Source organism: Thauera carbonicopians (assembly GCF_025699485.1).
Taxonomy (GTDB): domain Bacteria; phylum Pseudomonadota; class Gammaproteobacteria; order Burkholderiales; family Rhodocyclaceae; genus Thauera.
The window spans coordinates 68,162-85,239 of sequence record NZ_JANUXN010000004.1 but is presented as its reverse complement, the minus strand read 5'-3'; the positions used below and the strand labels follow the sequence as shown (position 1 = coordinate 85,239).

Genomic DNA, 17,078 nt, shown 5'->3' with positions numbered 1-17,078 from the left:
CGCCAGGCTTCATCGGCGGGCGGTTTTTTCATTTTCCAAGGAATTCCCGCGATGATGCTGCATGTTCCCGAAGTCCTGACGCCCGACGAACTCGACGAGTGCCGGCAACTGCTGGCGGCGGCAGACTGGGCGGACGGCCTGGCCACCGCCGGCGCACAGGCTGCCCAGGTCAAGCGCAACCGGCAACTGCCCGAGCATGCGCCGGCGCTCGGCCGCCTGCGCAGCATCGTCGCCGCCGCGCTGATGCGCAACCCACTGTTCGTCTCCGCCGCGCTGCCACGCCAGGTGCTGCCGCCCTTCTTCAACCGCTACGAAGGCGGCGAGCACTTCGGCAACCATGTCGACAACGCCATCCGCCAGGCGCCGGGCAGCGGCCAGATCGTGCGCACCGACGTGTCGGCGACGCTGTTCTTCACCGCGCCCGACGAATACGCAGGCGGCGACCTGGTGGTCGAGGACACCTATGGCACCCACCGCGTCCGGCTGCCGGCCGGCGACATGATCCTCTATCCATCGACCAGCCTGCACCGCGTCGAGCCGGTCACCGCGGGCGTGCGCGTCTGTTCCTTCCTGTGGACGCAGAGCATGGTGCGCGACGACTGGAAGCGCCACCTGCTGTTCGACCTCGACATGAACATCCAGCGCCTGCGCGCGCAGCTCGGCGAGACGCCCGAGACCGTGGCGCTGACCAGCCACTACCACAACCTGCTGCGCCTCTGGGTGGAAACATAACAAGTCCGATTCTCATTATTGAGTTATAGTCGCCGACTTGCTGATTCCTGAACGGTTTTCCGAGCCGATGCCCATGCGCCCGCAATCCCGTAAGCCCTGCCCGCAGACTGACCGCCACCCAGGCGAAGCACCAGACGATCGTGGAGAGCACCGATGAGCCGCGTCGTCTCTTCGCTGCCGGGGCGCATCCGCATCCGTGACAAGGCGCTGCGCAATCGTGCCCGCCTGGCCCAGGTCGAAGCCGAGTTGAAGCGGGTGGACGGCGTGGTCGTCGTCGAACCGAATGCCGCGGCCGGCAGCATCGTGCTGCACTATTCACCGGACAGGACCGATCCGATCCGGCTCGAGAACGACATCGATGCGCTGATCGACAAGGCGCTCGCGGTGCCGCAGCGCCCCGCCGGCACGCGTTCGCTGCGGATGCAGGTGAACCGCTGCGCCAAGATCGGCATGATGGGCAGCCTCGCCACCTCGCTGGCGCTGGCCGCCACCGGCAACAAGCGCTGGCATGCCGTCACCGGCGGCATGTTCGTCGCCTGCCTGGGCGTGCATCTCGGCGTCCATCGCCGCCACCTGCTGCGCTGACGCGCAGCCGAGGCGGCATTCAACAGCAACGGTGCGGCACGGCCACGGCATCACCAGCGCACTGCGCGGCAAGGCCGATCAATCGCCTTGCCAGCGCCACCGCCTGCGGCCGCGCACTGCCGTCGTCGGCCAGATAGATTTCCATGCAGAGATAGAGAAAGGCCGGATTGCGCCAGATCCGCTCCGGAATCACGGTGCGGGTGGGAATGGCATCCGGCGCGCCAAGCCGGATCACGCGCACGCCATTTGCCGGCGCTCCGGCGGCCGCACCCTGCGCCAGCGCGGCTTGCAGCCGCTCGGCCAGCGCCGCGTCGCCGCACATCAGATCGGCACAGGGACCATCGCGGTCGGCGCCGACATGCAGGTCGATCAGCAGCCGGTGGCGGCCGCGCATGTGGGGCAGCAGTTGCAGGTACAAGGCCTCGTGCGCAAGGTCGTAGCGGAAGCACTGGTCCGGCCGCGGCCGGCGCCCGGACAGGCCGTCGGGAATCTCCAGCACGTCGGCCTCGTCCGGCGCCAGCGCGGCCGCCACTTCGCGGCCGAAGGCCAGTTCCTCGCGGTGGATGCCGATCACGACCAGCACCGGCGCAGCAGGCGCGGCCATCACGATCCGCTCCTCAGCCGGCGCCCGGCTGGCGTGCTCCGGGCTGTGGCGCCCCCGGCTGAGGCGCCCCCGGTTGCCCAGCGCCCGAGTTCTCGGCGGCAGCCCATTCATACACCGCCACCGTCGCCGGATCGCATTTGCAGCAGGTCGAACCGCAGCCCGATTCACCCTCGATCCGGCGCACGCGCCCCTTGCGTTCGAGCGTGTCCAGCATCGGCCCGAGCGCCTCGGGCGAGCTTTCCAGCGCAAGCGCCATGTCGGCCACGCTGGCCCGGCGCCGCTCGCGCAGATAGGTACTGAGACGGGACAGGATCATATCGGCCTCCTAAACCTGTTGCGGCAGCGGCAGGCTACCGTCCTCGCGTGCGCCGTAGCGCCGCAGCGACAACAAGACGATCGCGAAGCCGATGACGATGCCGACGATCCAGGCCATCGACGAGCCCGGATGCTGCGCCCAGGTTGCCGCCTGGTAGAAGATCGTCGCCAAGCCATAACCCAGGCCCGTCGTCCAGGCGGCGACGAACACTGTCCAGCGCGTACCCGATTCGTTGTACACCGCCGCGATCGCCGCCGTGCAGGGGAAGTACAGCAGGATGAACAGCAGGTAGGCGAAAGCCCCGGCAGCGCCGTCGAAACGGGCCGCCATCGCGCCGAAGGTGCCGGCCGACACGTCCTGGTCCACTGCCTCGGCCACCGCCTCCGCATCGCTGAGGTCACCGACGTTGAGGCCCATCGGATCGGCCCAGGAGCCCAGCGCGTCGATCAGATTCTCGGGGATGGTGGCGAAGGCCGCGACGATGCTGGCGCCCAGGTTGAAGGGTTCCTCTTCTCCATCTGCTTCTTCGCCGGCATCCTTGGCGGCAAGCGCCGAGTAGGTCGCGTCCAGCGTGCCCACCACCGCCTCCTTGGCCAGCACGCCGGTGAAGATGCCGACCGCGGCCGGCCAGTTCTCCTCGGTCAGGCCCATCGGCGTGAACGCCGGCGTGATGCTGCGCCCAACCGCGGCCAGCACCGAGGCGTCGCTGTCCTCGTTGCCGTAGCTGCCGTCGGTGCCGATCGAGTTCAGCACGTTCAGCACCAGCACCATCGGCACGATCACCCGTCCGGCGCGCACGATGAAGCCCAGCAGCCGCTCCCAGGCGTGGATCAGCACGCCGCGGACGGTCGGCAGGTGGTAGGGCGGCAGTTCCATGATGAAGGGCGTCGGTTCGCCCTTCAGCAGCGTGTGGCGCAGCACCAGGCCGGTCAGCACCGCCACCGCGATGCCGATGACGTACAGCCCGAACACCACGTTCTGTCCCCCTTGCGGGAAGAAGGCAGCGGCGAACAGCACATAGACCGGCAGGCGGGCACCGCAGGACATGAAGGGCGCCATCGCGATCGTCATCAGCCGGTCGCGGCGGTGCTCCAGCGTGCGCGTCGCCATGATCGCCGGCACGGTGCAGCCGAAGCCGACGATCAGCGGCACGAAGGATTTGCCCGGCAGCCCGACCCAGCGCATGAAGCGGTCCATGACGAAAGCCGCGCGCGCCATGTAGCCGGAATCCTCCAGCACCGACAGGAACAGGAACAGGAAGCCGATGACCGGGATGAAGGTGGCGACGACCTGGATGCCGCCGCCGATGCCCTGGGCAAGCAGGAAGCTCAGCCATTCCGGCACACCGAGGCCGTTCAGCAGTTCGGCCAGGCCATCGACCAGCAGCGCGCCGGTGAACTGGTCGAAGAAGTCGATGAAGGCGCCGCCGATGTTGATCGTGAACAGGAACATCAGGTACATCATCAGCAGGAAGATCGGCACGCCGAGCACCCGGTTCAGCACGACGCGGTCGATGCGGTCGGTGATGTCACGGCCGACCCGGCCGCTGACCGTCAGCGCTTCGCCGGCGATCCGGTTGGCGAGGCCGTAGCGCGCATCCGCCACCATGATGTCGAGGTCTTCACCCAGTTCGCCGCCCAGCCGCCCGGCTTCGGCAGCCAGCACCTTGCCTGCCGCCGTGCGCGCCAGATCGTCACCTTCGAGCAGCCGCACCGCCAGCCAGCGCGGCGAGGTGCCGGCGGCCTGCGCCGCCGACTCGAGCTTCGGCACCAGCGCGTCGATCGCCTGCTCGAGCTCGGGCTGGTAGGCGACGGTGGCGCTCGCCGGCTGGCGCGCCTTGACCGCGCTGCGGATCGCCGCTTTCAGCACATCCACGCCTTCGCCTTCCGACGCGACCACCGGCACTACCGGGCAGCCCAGGCGGTGCGACAGCGCGTCGACGTCGATGCGCAGCCCCTTGTCGCGGGCGACGTCGACCATGTTCAGTACCACCAGCAGCGGCACCCGCATTTCGGCGAGCTGGGTGCTCAGGTAGAGGTTGCGTTCGAGGTTGGACGCGTCGACGATGTTGATGACCAGCCCGGCCTCACCCGAATGGACGTAGTCGCGCGCCACGCTCTCGTCGAGCGAGACTTCGCGATCGACGACGTCCAGCGAGTAGGTGCCGGGCAGATCGACGACCTCGAAGTGCAGGCCGTCGTGGCTGTATTCGCCGCTCTTCTTCTCGACCGTCACGCCGGGCCAGTTGCCGACGCGCTGGCGCGAGCCGGTCAGGGCGTTGAACAGCGTGGTCTTGCCGCAGTTCGGATTGCCCACCAGGGCAAGAATGGTTTCGTTCTTCATCACAGCCTCTCCACCGTCAGCGCATCCGCCTCGCCCTTGCGCAGGGTCAGGGCGAAGCCGCGCACCCGGATCTCGACCGGATCGCCCATCGGCGCGACCCGCACCACCTGCAGTTCCGCCCCCGGTGTCAGGCCCATCGACAGCAGCTTGCGGCGGTAGGGGCTGCCCGCCTCGGCAAAACCGGACACCTTGGCGCGGTCGCCCACCGCGAGTTGTTTGAGCATCATCTGATTCACTCCAATCGAATCTGCGCAGCGCGCTTCATACTGATTTGCATTCAAAACGACGAATACCTTGCCTGGCCTCACGGCGCCGGGCACTGCCCTCGACTTATTTCGTCATCACGTCGGCTCTGGACCGCTATCGGTCCTCGATCCGCGCCACCAGAATCTTGTGTGCCATGCCGCCGCCGAGTGCGAAGCGCGTCTCGCCGCGGCCGACGACCAGCCCGCTGCCCTGGCGCTGGCGCACGACCAGTTCGCTGCCGACGTTCAGGCCCAGCTCGGCCACGCGCAGCGCCATCGACGAACCGCCCAGGATGCCGACCACCCGAACGGGCTCGCCTTCGCTCGCCATCGCCAGCGGAAAGGCGCGGGAACGGTCGGGGCCATTCATGCCGGCACCTTCCTTTCGCGCGGCAGTGCCTTGCCCGCGCGGCGGCCGCGCGGCAGGCCGGCACCGGCCAATGCGCGCAGCAGGATCGCGATGGTGCTGCCGTTGTGCAGCGCCGAGGCCGCCACCGGCGTCAGCCAGCCGAAGGCGGCGGCCGACAGGATCGAAGTGTTGAGGCCGACGGTGAGCTTGAAATTGCTGTCGATCAGCCGCTGAGTGGCGATCGACAGCGCTTTCGCGTCCGCCACCCGCGCGATGTCGTCTTCGAGCAGCGCGACGTCGGACGCCAGGCGGGCGACGTCGGCGCCGTTGTGCATCGAGATGCCGACGTGCGCGCCGCTCAGCGCCGGCGCATCGTTGACGCCGTCGCCGACGAAGGCGATGCGCGCGCCGCCGGCCGCCAGTTCCTGCAGGATGCGGGCCTTGTCCTCGGGCATCAGCCCGGCGTGGAATTCGTCCAGCCCCAGTTCGCCGGCCATCGCCCGGGCGCGCTCGGGATGGTCGCCGGTCAGCATCAGCACCCGCTTCACGCCCAGGCGCCGCAGGCGCCGGACGGTGGCGGCGCTGTTGCTGCGCAGGCTGTCGCGCAGGGCGATGACGCCGAGCAGTTCGCCGCCGAAACCGATGTAGAGCAGGGTCTTGCCTTCCAGGTGCAGGCGCTCGATGGTGTCGCGATGCGTCTGCGTGCTGATGCCTTCGTCGTCCTCGACGAAGTGGCGCGAACCGACGACGATGCGCCGGCCGTCGATGATGCTGGCCACACCGTGGGCGACGATGAACTCGACTTCCTTGTGGTCGAAGTGCTGCGGGTGATGCAGCCGGCGCGAGGCTTCGACCACCGCCAGCGCCAGCGGGTGGAAATAGTGCTCTTCCACCGAGGCCGCCAGGTTGATGATGTCTTCGGGGGAATAGCCCGGCTTGAAGGCGATCGAATCGGTCACTTCGAGCTTGCCGGTGCTCAGCGTGCCGGTCTTGTCGAAGACGAAGGTGTCGGCCTCGGCCAGGCGTTCGAGCGCCTTCGCGCCCTTGACCAGCATGCCCGACTTGCCGGCCTCGTACATCGCGGCCTTGAAGGCGACCGGCGTCGACAGCTTCAGCGCGCAGGAATAGTCGGCCTGCAGCACCGCCGCCACCCGCTGCCAGTCGCCCGACACCAGCCAGGTGGCGCCGGCCAGGCCGAGCACCATCGGCACCAGGCGGTCGGCCATGCGCGAGGCTTCGAGCTGGGTGGCGCTCTTGACCGCCAGCGAATGCTCGACGAAATCCGCGATCCGCGCCGCCGCGGCCTGGGCGCCGACCCGTTCGGCGTAGATGCGCAGGCGGCCTTCCTCGACCAGGGTGCCGGACAGCACCGTATCGCCGCGGCGGCGCGCGACCGGCACGCTTTCGCCGGTCATCGTCGCCTCGTTGACCATCGCCTCGCCGCCCAGCACCGTGCCATCGACCGGGATCACCCGCCCGGAGGCGGCGATGACGGTATCGCCCATCCGCACTTCGGCAGCGTCGAGCTGGATCTCCTCGCCGTCGCGCTCGACCCAGACTTCGCCCACGTCGGGCTTCAGCAGATGCTTCAGCAGGTCGTCGGAGCGGCGCTCGATCGAGGCTTCGAGGTACTCGCCCAAGGCGAGCAGGAAGGAAGTCATGTTCGCCGCGAGATAGTCCTTGCGCCCGATCGAGATCGCCACCGCCATCGCTTCGAGCACGTGCGAAGTGACGCCCTTCTCGAGGAAGTCATCGACCGCCTCGCCGAGCAGCGGAATCGCCGTGCCCACCGCCACCGGCGCCTGTAGCCCGGGCTGCAGCGAGCGGGTGGCGAGCAGCGTGGCCGCGCTCAGCGCCACCGGCGCGGCACTGGGCTCCTCGCCCTGTGCATGCGGGCGCGGCAGCGGCGCCATGCGCAGGATGTCGAGCGCGATGCGGTCGGCCGTGGTGGCGGCCGGATCGAACTCGACCACCAGCGAACGGGCGGCCGGATTGACCCGCACCTTGCTCACGCCGGCAATCGCTTCCACTGCCCGCACGATCGCGCGCGCTTCCAGCGGCGCCCCCTTGCGGCAGGTGTAGCGCCAGCGTGCCCGGCCACGCGCGGCGTGGACCGGTTCGAGCGCGGACATCCAGCCTGCGTCCATCATGCGTCTCCGTGGCGCTCCGCGTCGACTTCAGCGCGGATGTCGGCCATCTGCTCCTTCATCTCCTCGAAGCCGCCGGCCACGCCGGAATACAGCTTCATCGCCGACTTCACGATCTTGCCGCGCAGTTCCTCGTCGCTCAGCACCCAGGCCGCGGCCGCGCCGATCAACGCACCGAGCAGGAACTGCTCGGTATTGCCGGTGCGCAGGAAGGCCGGCATGTTCTGCAGGAAGCCACCATCGGCAGCCGCCTGCTGGGGCAGCGGGCCCATGCCTTGGGCGAACCCCTGGGCGAAGCCGGCTTCCATGCCGCCCGGCAGGCCGCTCGCCATGCCGTACTGCCCCCAGGGCGGTGCTCCGTACTGCTGGCCGTATTGACCGTACTGAGGACCATACTGGCCATTCGGGCCGTACTGCGCATTGGGCGGCTGGCCGTACTGGCCCGGCCAGGCGTCGTTCTGCATCGCCTGCCTGCCGCGGCCGTGCTTGTTCTTCTTAGCCATCTTGCTTCTCCTGTTCGGCCTGCGCGCTGTCGCGCAGCAATCGTTCGATGATCAGCACACCGGCCGCACCGACCGCGGCGGCAGCCAGCGCACCGGTGTAATTCCGTTGGCGGACGGCGGCCGCGGCCCGGGTGCCGGCAGCCAGTGCAGTGCCGCCCTGCAGCGCATGGCGCAGCACCCGCTTCAGTTCGGCCGGCGAGGGCGACGAAAGCTGTGCAGGACGGTCCTGGAAGGCCGACAGGCAGCCCCCGGCAACGAAGCCCTGCACGAAGGTCGCCCCGCTGGCGCGAAGCGGCACGCCAACCGGCACCGCACCATAGGGCATGATCGCGTTTCTCATGATCCGGCTTCCTCCCCGGCTGCGCCGGGTTCGGCTTCAGTGCTTGCTGCGGGTGTGGCCTTTGCCTTCTTCGGCTTGGCCGCAGCGCGCGGCGCACGCTTCCTGCGCGGCGGGGCCGGCTTCCCGGCCTGCTCCGGTGCAGCATCGGCGCTTGCCGCAGCAGGAGCTGCCCCGGCATCGGCTGCCGCAGCGTGGGCTGCCCCAACTTCTTCATCTGCTACCGCGTCTTCGGCGGCCAGGCGCTTGCGCGCACGCGCCGAGGCGTTCTCGATCGCTTCCAGGCTGGATACTGCGGCGCCGCGCAGCGTGTCCTGTGCCTTTTCCATGCCGGCACGGGCCTTCTCGACGCCGGCCTCGACGCCCGCCTTGGTCTTGTCGGTCTTGATCAGGCGGAGGGCAACTGCACCGGTCAGCACGCCGGCGACGAAAGGTAATAGCGGGAACATGTCAGTCCTCCTTGCGATGGCGGCCGGTCCTGGTCTTCCACAGATAGACTCCTGCGCCCCCCGTCACCATGCCGGCCAGCATGGCGGGGTGCGCATTGCGCAGAAGCGGACTGAAGATGCCGAGCGGCCCGGCATAAGGCCCGAGCTGCGAGAAGGCACGTTCGAGAAAGTCGGACAGCGGGCCGTGGCGCACATAGGCCTGCTGCGGCGAGATGCCGTGCGCGGCGTGGTAGCTTTCCTGCGCCTGCGCCGCGACCGCGGCCTGGCGAAAGGCGGGCAGATGATGCTGCAGCGCCGCTGCCTGCAGGTTCTGGAACACCCTGCGCACTTCCGGCTCGGCAACCTGGTTCAGCAGCCCGGCATACATCTGCACGTTGGCGATTTCGCCGGCAACGGCGCGCTGGCAGTTCGCCAGCCAGGTCGGCTCGACGGTGGATTCCTGCGGGAAGGGGTCGAGCGGCCGCGGGATGCCGAAGCGTTCGCACAAGCCCAGCAAGGCCGTCACGTGCTGCTCTTCCGAGCGCAGCACGTTGGAAAACGGCGCCCGCTCGCCGAAGGACTCGACCACGCGCGCATAGAAGCTGCGGGCGGCATATTCATCGTAGAGCGCGATCCTGACCGCCTGGTGCGCCACGGGAAAAGGCGCCGCCGGATCGATGCGCTGCGTGCGCAGGATCAGTTCATCATAGTTTTGCATTGCCGGCCTCCAGATAGGCGTCGTGCAATATGCGTTCGAGAATCGCCGCGGCCTCCGAGTCGACGCCGCCCAGCAGATCGATCCAGGCCCGTTCAGGTATCACCGCGGGGTCGTAATGCACGGTGCAGGAGCGCGCCAGCAGATTGACCTGCACCGAAGCGACGCCGGGAGTGCGGTCGAGCAGGGACTGGAATTCGCGCGCCTGCGTCCGCGGCACGTCGATGGACACCGAGCGGCTCTCCAGCTTCAGCCGGATGCGCCCGCGAATGTGATGGGCGATACGCACATCACACAGAAAGACGCGCAACTCTTCGAACTCCGGCATTTCGATCTCCAGCCTTTCTCTACCATGGCAGACTTGCCACACCCACGGCATACGGCCCTGTTTCCACAACCAATTCCACGGGCATTGCTGGCTGGCGACCTCGGCTGGCTACACGAACCCGATCCATCTGTGAATCACTTTACGCCCCTTGCCGCGGGCGGTAATGACGCATGTCAAACTCCGGTCGAAACGGCTGCTCCGTCTTCAGAACTCCCATGCCACACCGACATTGGCGATGTTGCGGTCATTGCCGCGCCCGACCGCACCCGAAACCTTGACGCCATCGGCGATCTCGTAGCGCAGCCCGGCCTGGCGATCCGGGCCGGCATGCTCCTCGCCGAAAGTCTCGATCGTGAACTGCAGCCGCTCGCTGAGCGGGAAGTCCGCGCCCACCCCCCAGAAATCGGCGTGGCCGTCACCGCGGACCCATTCGCGGCCGAGATTCACGTGCACCCGCGGACCGGCCTCGAAGGCCCAGCTCGCAAGACCGGCCAGCGCATTGGCACGCGAGATGCCTTCGCCGCTGACGCGCTCGCGCCCGTATTCATACTTGAGGCCGGCGGACAGCCCGGTTTCCGCCTGCAGCGGCACCCATTTGAGCGCCGCTCCGACGCCGCGCACGGTGACGTCGGGCGACTCGTCGCGGTCCTTCGCCCGACCGAAGGAAAGCTCGACTTCGACGTTGTCGATCGGGCCGTAGCCAACGGCACCCTCGAAGCCTTTCAGCGCGTCGTCCCGGCTCCAGCCGAATTCCAGCTTGGCGCCGCCGCGCTCCAGCGTTCCGGCGTCATCGACTGCCATCGGGCGTTCGGCCGATACCGGCATGCTCGTCGCGGCGAGTGCGGACGCGACGGCGAGCAGGCTCACCAGCCTGCAATTCCTTGTCGTTTTCATGATGCGGCTCCGCGGGGAGACAGACATGAAAGGGGGTGCCGGCTCCCCGGCGACGCCTCCTGTGAGGGCTGTCGGTGCGGCATCTTCATGCCGTCATCAAACAGTACTGATTCTCACTCTATGCCTCTCTGCCGCCGCCGTTCTGACGCAGATCAAAGCCTCATGCGCCCTCCTCCATCGGTTCCTCGCAGCCCGTGCCGGCGTCCGGCCGCGGCCTCAGGAACACCGCGCCGAGGAAGACGGCGGCGAAGCCATAGCCCAGCGCCCAGGCCGCCACGCTCGCCGCCTGCAGCCCGGCTACCGGCATCCCGGGCAGGCCCGCCGCCGCACGCGCCAGCGCCGCTGCGCCGATCGCCAGTGCGGCCACCGGCACCCATGGCCGCATATCGAGCTCGTAGCCGGAGTGTGTGCGTCCGGCGATGCACAGCACGCCGAAGATCGACAGGCCCATCGCGCCGACCGTCAGCAGATGCAGGCCGGCACTGGGCGCCACCGCCACGCCGAGCAGGGACAGGCCGATCAGGCCGTAGCCGAGCGCCATCATCCAGTACACCGCGTACAGCAAAAAGGCCCAGCGCGTCAGTAGCGCGCGGCCGACGTGCCAGTCGTTGAGCAGGTTCAGCACCGCCGCGGCCGCGGCCAGCGCGATCCAGCCGGCGATCGGCGAGCCCGGCAATGCGAACTCGGCCAGCGTATGGGCGGCGATGCCGAACACGGCGAGATTGCGCCGCGGCGGACGGGCGCGGTAGGCAGGCAGTTCGTCGTCGTCCTCGCCGGGCAGGCGCGGCCGTTCGCCGGCCATCGCATCGCCCTGCGCCGCCGCACGGCGCAGGCGCTCGGCGTCCAGCGCATCGTTGACGATGCGCATCGACACCCGGCTCATGGCGACGACGATCAGCACCATCATCGCGCCGGCACCGGCCAGCACCCAGCGCATCGGGTACAGCCCGCGCAGCACGTCGGCGTGGAAGCCGCTGACCACCAGCCACATCGCCGCCAGCCCCCACAGGAAGGACAGGTGGCGCCGTTCCGGATCGCGCCACAGCCGCGGCGCCACCAGCACGACGATTCCCGCCATGAAGCCGCTGTTGAGCAGCGCAGCCAGCACAGTGCCCCCTGCGCCCAGCACGCCGGACAGCCAGAACGCCACACGCGCCGCCGCCCAGCACAGCAGCAGCGCGAGCGTCACCCGCCGCCCGAAAGCCGGCGTCGCGGTGAACTCGGGCACCGCAGTCAGCACGAAGCCGGCGACGGCGGCGAGGCCGAAACCGAACATCAGCTCGTGCGCATGCCAGACGATCGGGCCGCCCGGCACGTCGGGCAGGCCGATGCCGGTGGCGAGAAAACCCAGCCAGCCGAGCAGCAGGAGCACGCCATACAGCGCGGTGGCGAGGAAGAAGGAACGGAAGCTGCACATGAACAGCGGCTTCGCCGCCAGCCGATCGAAGCTCGTCATCGCGCCCTTCATCCTCCGCAGCGGCTGGCGCTGCGCGCCGGCGCAGACTCGGGCGTCGCCACCAGGCGCAGCGCCGAAGTGGAAGGGACGCCGGCCGGCATCCCGGTGGCCGGCGTTTCTGCAGCCTGCTCACCCGCCGCCGGAGTGCCGGCCGCCGGTTCGCCGGCCGCCCCTGCCCCTGTCATCAGCGGCGGCATACCAAAAGCATCGCGCACCACTGCGTTCTGCAGCAGCTCCGCCGTATGGCGATAAACCCAGGCGTCGTCGCGCTGCGCCGCGGGCACGTCCAGTTCGAAGCGGCAGACGATGCGTCCGGGCGCCGGCGCCATCAGCAGGATCGCGTCCGACAGCCGCACCGCCTCCATCAGGTCGTGGGTGATCATCAGCACGCCCATCGCCCGCGCAGCCTGGTGGTCCAGCAGCAGGCGGTAGAGCTCTTCCTTCAGGCCCACGTCCAGTGCCGAGAACGGCTCGTCGAGCAGCAGCAGGTCCGGCGCCAGCACCAGCGCACGCGCCAGCGCCACCCGGCTCTGCATGCCGCCGGAAAGCTGGTGCGGAAACTTGTCGAGGTCGCGCGGCGCGAGGCCGAGCTGCAGGCCGATGTCGCGCGCGCGGCGGTGGCGTTCGGCGCGCGCGAGGCCCGCCGCCTTGAGGCCGAGCGCGATGTTGTCGAGCGCGGTCTGCCACGGCAGCAGGCGCGGCTGCTGGAACATGAAGGCGGTGGTGTCGAAGCCGTTGCTGACCTGCCCCTCCTGCACCGTCAGCAGCCCGGCGGCCAGATGCAGCAAGGTGGTCTTGCCGCAGCCCGAGGGACCGACCAGCGCCGCCACTTCGCCCGCGGGCAGGCGGAAGCCGATGCCGGCCAGCACCTCGTCGCGGCCGAACGCATGGCTCAGGCCAGCGACGCGCAGCTCGCGCGGGCGGGTATCCGTTGGACAGGACGCACTCATCTGCCCTGCTCCCGCCAGCGCTCCACTTCGCGCTTGATCGGCTCCAACACCAAATATTCGACCGCCAGCAGCAAACCGACCACGGCGGCGATCCAGGCCATCGTCGCCGCAGTGTCCAGATGCGAGCGCGACACTGCCAGCGCCGCGCCGACACCGTCCTGGGTCGCCAGCAGTTCGGCCATCACCACGACTTTCCACGAGGTGCCGAGCGCGGCGATCCAGGCCGGAAACAGGTAGGAGACGACGTGCGGCAGATAGACATCGGTGAACATCATGCGCCGCGGCAGGCGGAAGGCCTCGGCCATGCCGCGCAACTGGTTGTCCAGCGTGCGCGTGCCCTGCAGGGCGCCAATGAAGATCACCGGAAAGGCGGCGACGAAGACGGTGAATACCGGCGTGCCGTCGCTGGCGCCGAACCACAGCATGGCCAGCACCAGCCAGGCGATCGGCGGCGTGCCCATCAGCACGGTGACGAGCGGGCGCGACATCATCGACGCGGTCATCGACAGCCCCGCGAGCAGCCCAAGGAAGCTGCCCGCGACCAGCGACAAGGCATAGCCGCTCATCGCCCGGCGCGCGGTGGCGGCCAGTTCCGGCCAGGCCGCGCCGCTTTCGATCAGGCCCAGCAGCGTGCCGAAGGCCGAACGCGGGTCCGGCATCACCAGCGGGCCGTAGATCAGGCTGACCGCCTCCCAGGCCGCGAACAGCAGCAGCAGGCTGGCGATCGCGCCCCAGCCGCTCCACAGGTAGGCGGGCAGTCCGGCCGCCCAGGCACGCAGCAGCCTCATTGCGCGGCGGCGGCTCCGCCGTAGAAGCCGTCGTCGGGCAGCTTGCCGCCGACCAGCGCCGGATTCTTGCGCAGCAGATGGCCGAACATGAACTCGAGCTCGGCGCGCGCCTCGGCAACCGGCACCGCCTCGAGCTGGCTGACGGCGATCGAATCGGCCACCGCTGCCGGGCTCAGCATGTCGATGCGGGCGGCCACCGCCCTGCCACAGGACTCGGCGTTGGCGCGGCACCAGGCGAGCGAGCGGACGTATTCGGCTTCGATGCGGGCGATCACGTCCGGGCGATCGCGCAAAGCGCCCATCACCGCGATGCCGGCCTGCGGAATGCGGGCCGGACGCTCGAACACCCGCCCCCATTCCTGCTGCAGATCGACGCTGCGGTGCAGCTCGGGCGCGACCACGCTGAGCGGGAAGGAGCCGGTCTTGCGCAAGGCCATCGACACCGCCGGCTCGGCCAGCAGCGCATGGTCGACGCGGCGCATCACCAGCAGCTGCATCGCATCGATCGGGCTGGCGACGTAGCGCAGGCTCAGGTCCTTGCGCACATCCAGGCCCTGCTGCTCGGCCAGCAGCTGGAAGACGATGTCCGGCATGTCGCCGCGGAAAGGCATCGCCAACTCCTTGCCGCGCAGGTCGGCGAGCGATTTCAGCGCCGGATCGCGCGACACCAGCCACAGCACGCCCCAGGTCGACACGTTGAGCATGCGCAGCTTGGCGCCGCGGTTGTAGAGGTTGGCGGCGACGTTGCTCGGCATCGCCAGCACGTCGGCGCGGCCGTCGAGCGCCATCACGCGCAACTGGTCGGGGTCGCGCCAGGGCACGAACTCGACCACATCGGCGAGATCGGCCAGGGCGCCGGAGTCGACCATGTGGATCAGCGGATTGGACACCGCCGCCGAAGGCCCGGCGAGCGTCAGCTTGGGCAGCTTTTGCGCGCTGGAGGTACCGGTCACGACCAGAAATGCGAGCACCACGCAGATGTGCAGCAGGATCCGGCTCCAGCCGGGCAAACGGGGGCGTGGTGCTTGCATGTCAGAAACTCCCGGAAAGACTCAATGTTAAACCCCGGCCGGGCGCAGCCAGTTCCTGGCCGGAAATGCCGTCGGTCAGGTGTTCGTGGTAGCGCTTGTCCGCCAGGTTGTGCAGGCCGACGGCGGCGGTGGCACCGTTGAAGAAGCCGACCGGGCCGAAGCGCCAGCCCAGCTCGGCGTCGGCGGTGACGAAGCCGGAGGTGGCATCCTCGGTGCCGTTGGAGAAGCGCGTCGCGATGCGATCCTGCTCCGCCACCGCACGCAGTTGCGCATGCCAGTAGAAGCCGCGCTCGGCCGGCTGGCCGATGCCCAGCCGCAGTTCGGGCGCCGGCATCTGGTACAGCGGCTCGCTGTCCTGATGGTTCTTGCCGCGCAGCCAGGTGAAGCCGGCATCGGCGACGAAGGCGCCGACCGGTGCGCGGACGCTGCCTTCGACACCGTAGATGGTGACCTTGTCGAGGTTCTCGGTGCGCTTGAGCGGCAGCCCGGAGCCCGGATGCACCGCCCCGGTGACGCGGCCGGCGATGTAGTCGTCGATGCGGGTGTAGAAGGCCGCCAGTTGGTACTCGACCCCGCCTCTTGCACTGCTCTTCAGGCCGAGTTCGACGCTGGTCGACACTTCCGGGTCGAGCTGCGGATTGCCGACATGGTAGTAGCCGTCGCCGCGCGCCGAGTCCTCGAAGCGTTCGCGCATGTCGGCGGCACGGTAGGCGCGGCCGAGATTGGCATAGACGTTGAGGGTTTCGCTCAGCGGATGGATCGCGCCCAGCGACCAGGACAGGTTGTTGTCGGTGCTGTCGAGGCCGCTGGTCTGCGCCGCCGGCCCCCAGCCTTTCTGCCTGGCGTCACCCTTGACGCGGTCGTAGCGCGCACCGGCGACGATGCGGCTGCGGCCCAGTTCGAACTCGTCCTGCACGAAGACGCCGACCGCCTCGATCTCGCCATCGGCAAACGGATCGTTGCGCTGGTTGTTGTTGAAGAAGGGCGGGTTGTTGTCCATGTAACGCTCGGGATCGCCCTTCATGCGCCAGGTTTCGGCGCCGACCGTCAGCAGATGGCTGCCGCCGACCGGGAACATGTACTTGGCCCGCAGCCCGTCGGTGGTGAAGGTGACGTCGTTGCGCACGTAGTCGCGCCCCAGCCGCTCGGCGCGGGCGCGGATCTGGCGGAACACTTCCTGGCGATAGACTTCTGCCGACAGCTGCCCCTCACCCAATCTGGCATCGACACCCAGCTCGTAGAGTTCGCGGCGCTGCTCGGGCGAATGGATGGTGGCGACGCCGAGCGGCGGCGGAATGCCCGCCCCCGTGCGCGCCGAACCTGGATACCAGACGTCCTTGTCCTCGTGCCGCTGCAGGTTCAGCCGCAGGCTGACGTCGTCGCCGAGGCGGTGGCGATATTTGGCCAGCAGGGTGTTGGAGTCATAGCCGGTGCGATCCTCGCGGCCGTCCGGGCTGCGGTAGTCGCCGATGTCCCGCCCGGCGGCACCCAGCACCAGGGCATGGTCGGCATTCGAGCGCTGCACCAGCAGCGCGCCGGTGACGCCCTTGTCGACGCTGCTGAAGCGCAGGCCGGCGCGGCCGCCCATGCGTTCGTCTGCGCTGAAGGCGGCATCGGGCGTCAGCATGTTGACCACGCCGCCCATCGCCCCGCTGCCATGCAGCACCGAACCCGGCCCCTTCACCACTTCCACGCGGTCGAGCAGGCCGAGGTCCATGAAGGAGGCGATCGCGCCCTGAGGCTGGGCGGAATTGACCCGCAGGCCGTCGACCATGACGACCACGCTTTCCCGTTTCAGGCCGCGCAGCACCGGATTCTGCCCCCAGGCACCGTCGGACTGTACCGCCAGGCCCGGTCCGCCCCGCATCAGGTCGCCGAGCACGTTGGCGCCGCTCGCGGCGGGGCGCAGCACTTCGATCGCCTGCGGCGTCTCGAGCGCATCGCCGGCATAGCCCTTGGCGGTGACGACCTGCTCGCCGAGCAGGGTTTCGGCATGTACGACTGAGGACGGGATCAGGGACAGGGGGGCAGCGAACAAACCCAGCATGGCCAGGCACAGCTTGCGCGGACGCGACTTCATGGACGGCTCCATCGGGCGGGCGAGCTGGCTGGCGGCGGCTGGCTTGCTCAGGATGACAGGAATCAGACTGATGCAACGATAGCTAAATAGGAATCACTACCGTTTGATTCCGGTCAAATCCGCATCTCAGATGCCCGGTCACACGCGCTCGATCTTACTTCTTCAGCTTCGGGCAACCCTTGCAGGGCTTGTCCTTCTTGCAGCACTTCTTCTTGCTCATGATCTTGCTCCCGGGCCATCGGCCCAA

Annotated in this window: 19 protein-coding genes; 2 read left to right on the top strand and 17 right to left on the bottom strand. The window is 68.8% G+C overall.

What is annotated here, in order from left to right; all coding sequences use genetic code 11:
* The first annotated feature begins 51 nt into the window (after positions 1-51).
* Both NX068_RS07760 and NX068_RS07755 read left to right on the top strand, forming a co-directional pair.
* On the top strand, positions 52-732 hold the full coding sequence (locus NX068_RS07760; protein WP_263460720.1) for a Fe2+-dependent dioxygenase: 681 nt from the start codon (positions 52-54) through the stop codon (positions 730-732).
* A 153-nt stretch (positions 733-885) separates the two neighbouring features.
* Positions 886-1,317, top strand: a complete 432-nt coding sequence (locus NX068_RS07755) for an HMA2 domain-containing protein (RefSeq protein WP_263460719.1) — start codon at positions 886-888, stop codon at positions 1,315-1,317.
* 19 nt (positions 1,318-1,336) lie between these two features.
* Here the strand turns inward: NX068_RS07755 and NX068_RS07750 are convergent, their stop codons facing one another.
* The 17 genes from NX068_RS07750 to NX068_RS07670 all read right to left on the bottom strand — a co-directional run bounded on the left by NX068_RS07750 (position 1,337) and on the right by NX068_RS07670 (position 16,831).
* Positions 1,337-1,921: a hypothetical protein gene (locus tag NX068_RS07750; protein ID WP_263460718.1), complete on the bottom strand. Its 585-nt coding sequence runs from the start codon at positions 1,919-1,921 to the stop codon at positions 1,337-1,339.
* A 13-nt stretch (positions 1,922-1,934) separates the two neighbouring features.
* The gene (locus NX068_RS07745; RefSeq protein ID WP_263460717.1) at positions 1,935-2,237 is read right to left on the bottom strand and encodes a FeoC-like transcriptional regulator; all 303 of its coding nucleotides are present in this window, start codon (positions 2,235-2,237) and stop codon (positions 1,935-1,937) included.
* 9 nt (positions 2,238-2,246) lie between these two features.
* Positions 2,247-4,580 (bottom strand): Fe(2+) transporter permease subunit FeoB, encoded by a 2,334-nt coding sequence (feoB, locus tag NX068_RS07740; protein ID WP_263460716.1) that lies wholly within the window; start codon positions 4,578-4,580, stop codon positions 2,247-2,249.
* On the bottom strand, positions 4,580-4,807 hold the full coding sequence (locus NX068_RS07735) for a FeoA family protein (RefSeq protein ID WP_263460715.1): 228 nt from the start codon (positions 4,805-4,807) through the stop codon (positions 4,580-4,582). Before NX068_RS07735 ends, feoB begins: the two co-directional genes overlap by 1 nt.
* A gap of 133 nt (positions 4,808-4,940) precedes the next feature.
* Positions 4,941-5,195 (bottom strand): FeoA family protein, encoded by a 255-nt coding sequence (locus tag NX068_RS07730; RefSeq protein WP_068635930.1) that lies wholly within the window; start codon positions 5,193-5,195, stop codon positions 4,941-4,943.
* Complete coding sequence (locus NX068_RS07725; protein ID WP_263460714.1) at positions 5,192-7,324, bottom strand: heavy metal translocating P-type ATPase; 2,133 nt, start codon at positions 7,322-7,324, stop codon at positions 5,192-5,194. The genes NX068_RS07730 and NX068_RS07725 overlap by 4 nt, the downstream gene beginning before the upstream one ends.
* Positions 7,321-7,824, bottom strand: a complete 504-nt coding sequence (locus NX068_RS07720; RefSeq protein ID WP_263460713.1) for a hypothetical protein — start codon at positions 7,822-7,824, stop codon at positions 7,321-7,323. The genes NX068_RS07725 and NX068_RS07720 overlap by 4 nt, the downstream gene beginning before the upstream one ends.
* Positions 7,817-8,164: a hypothetical protein gene (locus NX068_RS07715; RefSeq protein WP_263460712.1), complete on the bottom strand. Its 348-nt coding sequence runs from the start codon at positions 8,162-8,164 to the stop codon at positions 7,817-7,819. Before NX068_RS07715 ends, NX068_RS07720 begins: the two co-directional genes overlap by 8 nt.
* Positions 8,161-8,610, bottom strand: a complete 450-nt coding sequence (locus tag NX068_RS07710) for a hypothetical protein (RefSeq protein ID WP_263460711.1) — start codon at positions 8,608-8,610, stop codon at positions 8,161-8,163. Before NX068_RS07710 ends, NX068_RS07715 begins: the two co-directional genes overlap by 4 nt.
* Position 8,611: 1 nt before the next feature.
* On the bottom strand, positions 8,612-9,307 hold the full coding sequence (locus tag NX068_RS07705; protein WP_263460710.1) for a ferritin-like domain-containing protein: 696 nt from the start codon (positions 9,305-9,307) through the stop codon (positions 8,612-8,614).
* The gene (locus tag NX068_RS07700; RefSeq protein WP_263460709.1) at positions 9,294-9,632 is read right to left on the bottom strand and encodes a cation transporter; all 339 of its coding nucleotides are present in this window, start codon (positions 9,630-9,632) and stop codon (positions 9,294-9,296) included. The genes NX068_RS07705 and NX068_RS07700 overlap by 14 nt, the downstream gene beginning before the upstream one ends.
* A gap of 204 nt (positions 9,633-9,836) precedes the next feature.
* Positions 9,837-10,526, bottom strand: coding sequence for a PA4824 family protein (locus NX068_RS07695; protein WP_263460708.1), 690 nt, complete (start codon positions 10,524-10,526; stop codon positions 9,837-9,839).
* 160 nt (positions 10,527-10,686) lie between these two features.
* On the bottom strand, positions 10,687-11,982 hold the full coding sequence (locus NX068_RS07690; protein ID WP_263460707.1) for an NnrS family protein: 1,296 nt from the start codon (positions 11,980-11,982) through the stop codon (positions 10,687-10,689).
* Positions 11,983-11,990: 8 nt separating this feature from the next.
* Positions 11,991-12,932 carry an ABC transporter ATP-binding protein gene (locus tag NX068_RS07685; RefSeq protein ID WP_263460706.1) on the bottom strand — a complete coding sequence of 314 codons (942 nt, stop codon included), beginning with the start codon at positions 12,930-12,932 and terminating at the stop codon, positions 11,991-11,993.
* Complete coding sequence (locus NX068_RS07680) at positions 12,929-13,720, bottom strand: ABC transporter permease (RefSeq protein ID WP_263460705.1); 792 nt, start codon at positions 13,718-13,720, stop codon at positions 12,929-12,931. The genes NX068_RS07685 and NX068_RS07680 overlap by 4 nt, the downstream gene beginning before the upstream one ends.
* The gene (locus NX068_RS07675; RefSeq protein ID WP_263460704.1) at positions 13,717-14,751 is read right to left on the bottom strand and encodes an ABC transporter substrate-binding protein; all 1,035 of its coding nucleotides are present in this window, start codon (positions 14,749-14,751) and stop codon (positions 13,717-13,719) included. The genes NX068_RS07680 and NX068_RS07675 overlap by 4 nt, the downstream gene beginning before the upstream one ends.
* A gap of 1 nt (position 14,752) precedes the next feature.
* The gene (locus NX068_RS07670; RefSeq protein WP_263460703.1) at positions 14,753-16,831 is read right to left on the bottom strand and encodes a TonB-dependent receptor; all 2,079 of its coding nucleotides are present in this window, start codon (positions 16,829-16,831) and stop codon (positions 14,753-14,755) included.
* Positions 16,832-17,078: the final 247 nt, after the last annotated feature.

What these genes read in the sequence shown, in the direction of transcription:
- NX068_RS07760 (WP_263460720.1), top strand. Translation starts at nt 52, where the DNA reads ATGATGCTGCATGTTCCCGAAGTCCTGACGCCCGACGAACTCGACGAG.
- NX068_RS07755 (WP_263460719.1), top strand. Translation starts at nt 886, where the DNA reads ATGAGCCGCGTCGTCTCTTCGCTGCCGGGGCGCATCCGCATCCGTGAC.
- NX068_RS07750 (WP_263460718.1), bottom strand. Translation starts at nt 1,921, where the DNA reads ATGGCCGCGCCTGCTGCGCCGGTGCTGGTCGTGATCGGCATCCACCGC.
- NX068_RS07745 (WP_263460717.1), bottom strand. Translation starts at nt 2,237, where the DNA reads ATGATCCTGTCCCGTCTCAGTACCTATCTGCGCGAGCGGCGCCGGGCC.
- feoB (WP_263460716.1), bottom strand. Translation starts at nt 4,580, where the DNA reads ATGAAGAACGAAACCATTCTTGCCCTGGTGGGCAATCCGAACTGCGGC.
- NX068_RS07735 (WP_263460715.1), bottom strand. Translation starts at nt 4,807, where the DNA reads ATGATGCTCAAACAACTCGCGGTGGGCGACCGCGCCAAGGTGTCCGGT.
- NX068_RS07730 (WP_068635930.1), bottom strand. Translation starts at nt 5,195, where the DNA reads ATGAATGGCCCCGACCGTTCCCGCGCCTTTCCGCTGGCGATGGCGAGC.
- NX068_RS07725 (WP_263460714.1), bottom strand. Translation starts at nt 7,324, where the DNA reads ATGATGGACGCAGGCTGGATGTCCGCGCTCGAACCGGTCCACGCCGCG.
- NX068_RS07720 (WP_263460713.1), bottom strand. Translation starts at nt 7,824, where the DNA reads ATGGCTAAGAAGAACAAGCACGGCCGCGGCAGGCAGGCGATGCAGAAC.
- NX068_RS07715 (WP_263460712.1), bottom strand. Translation starts at nt 8,164, where the DNA reads ATGAGAAACGCGATCATGCCCTATGGTGCGGTGCCGGTTGGCGTGCCG.
- NX068_RS07710 (WP_263460711.1), bottom strand. Translation starts at nt 8,610, where the DNA reads ATGTTCCCGCTATTACCTTTCGTCGCCGGCGTGCTGACCGGTGCAGTT.
- NX068_RS07705 (WP_263460710.1), bottom strand. Translation starts at nt 9,307, where the DNA reads ATGCAAAACTATGATGAACTGATCCTGCGCACGCAGCGCATCGATCCG.
- NX068_RS07700 (WP_263460709.1), bottom strand. Translation starts at nt 9,632, where the DNA reads ATGCCGGAGTTCGAAGAGTTGCGCGTCTTTCTGTGTGATGTGCGTATC.
- NX068_RS07695 (WP_263460708.1), bottom strand. Translation starts at nt 10,526, where the DNA reads ATGAAAACGACAAGGAATTGCAGGCTGGTGAGCCTGCTCGCCGTCGCG.
- NX068_RS07690 (WP_263460707.1), bottom strand. Translation starts at nt 11,982, where the DNA reads ATGACGAGCTTCGATCGGCTGGCGGCGAAGCCGCTGTTCATGTGCAGC.
- NX068_RS07685 (WP_263460706.1), bottom strand. Translation starts at nt 12,932, where the DNA reads ATGAGTGCGTCCTGTCCAACGGATACCCGCCCGCGCGAGCTGCGCGTC.
- NX068_RS07680 (WP_263460705.1), bottom strand. Translation starts at nt 13,720, where the DNA reads ATGAGGCTGCTGCGTGCCTGGGCGGCCGGACTGCCCGCCTACCTGTGG.
- NX068_RS07675 (WP_263460704.1), bottom strand. Translation starts at nt 14,751, where the DNA reads ATGCAAGCACCACGCCCCCGTTTGCCCGGCTGGAGCCGGATCCTGCTG.
- NX068_RS07670 (WP_263460703.1), bottom strand. Translation starts at nt 16,831, where the DNA reads ATGAAGTCGCGTCCGCGCAAGCTGTGCCTGGCCATGCTGGGTTTGTTC.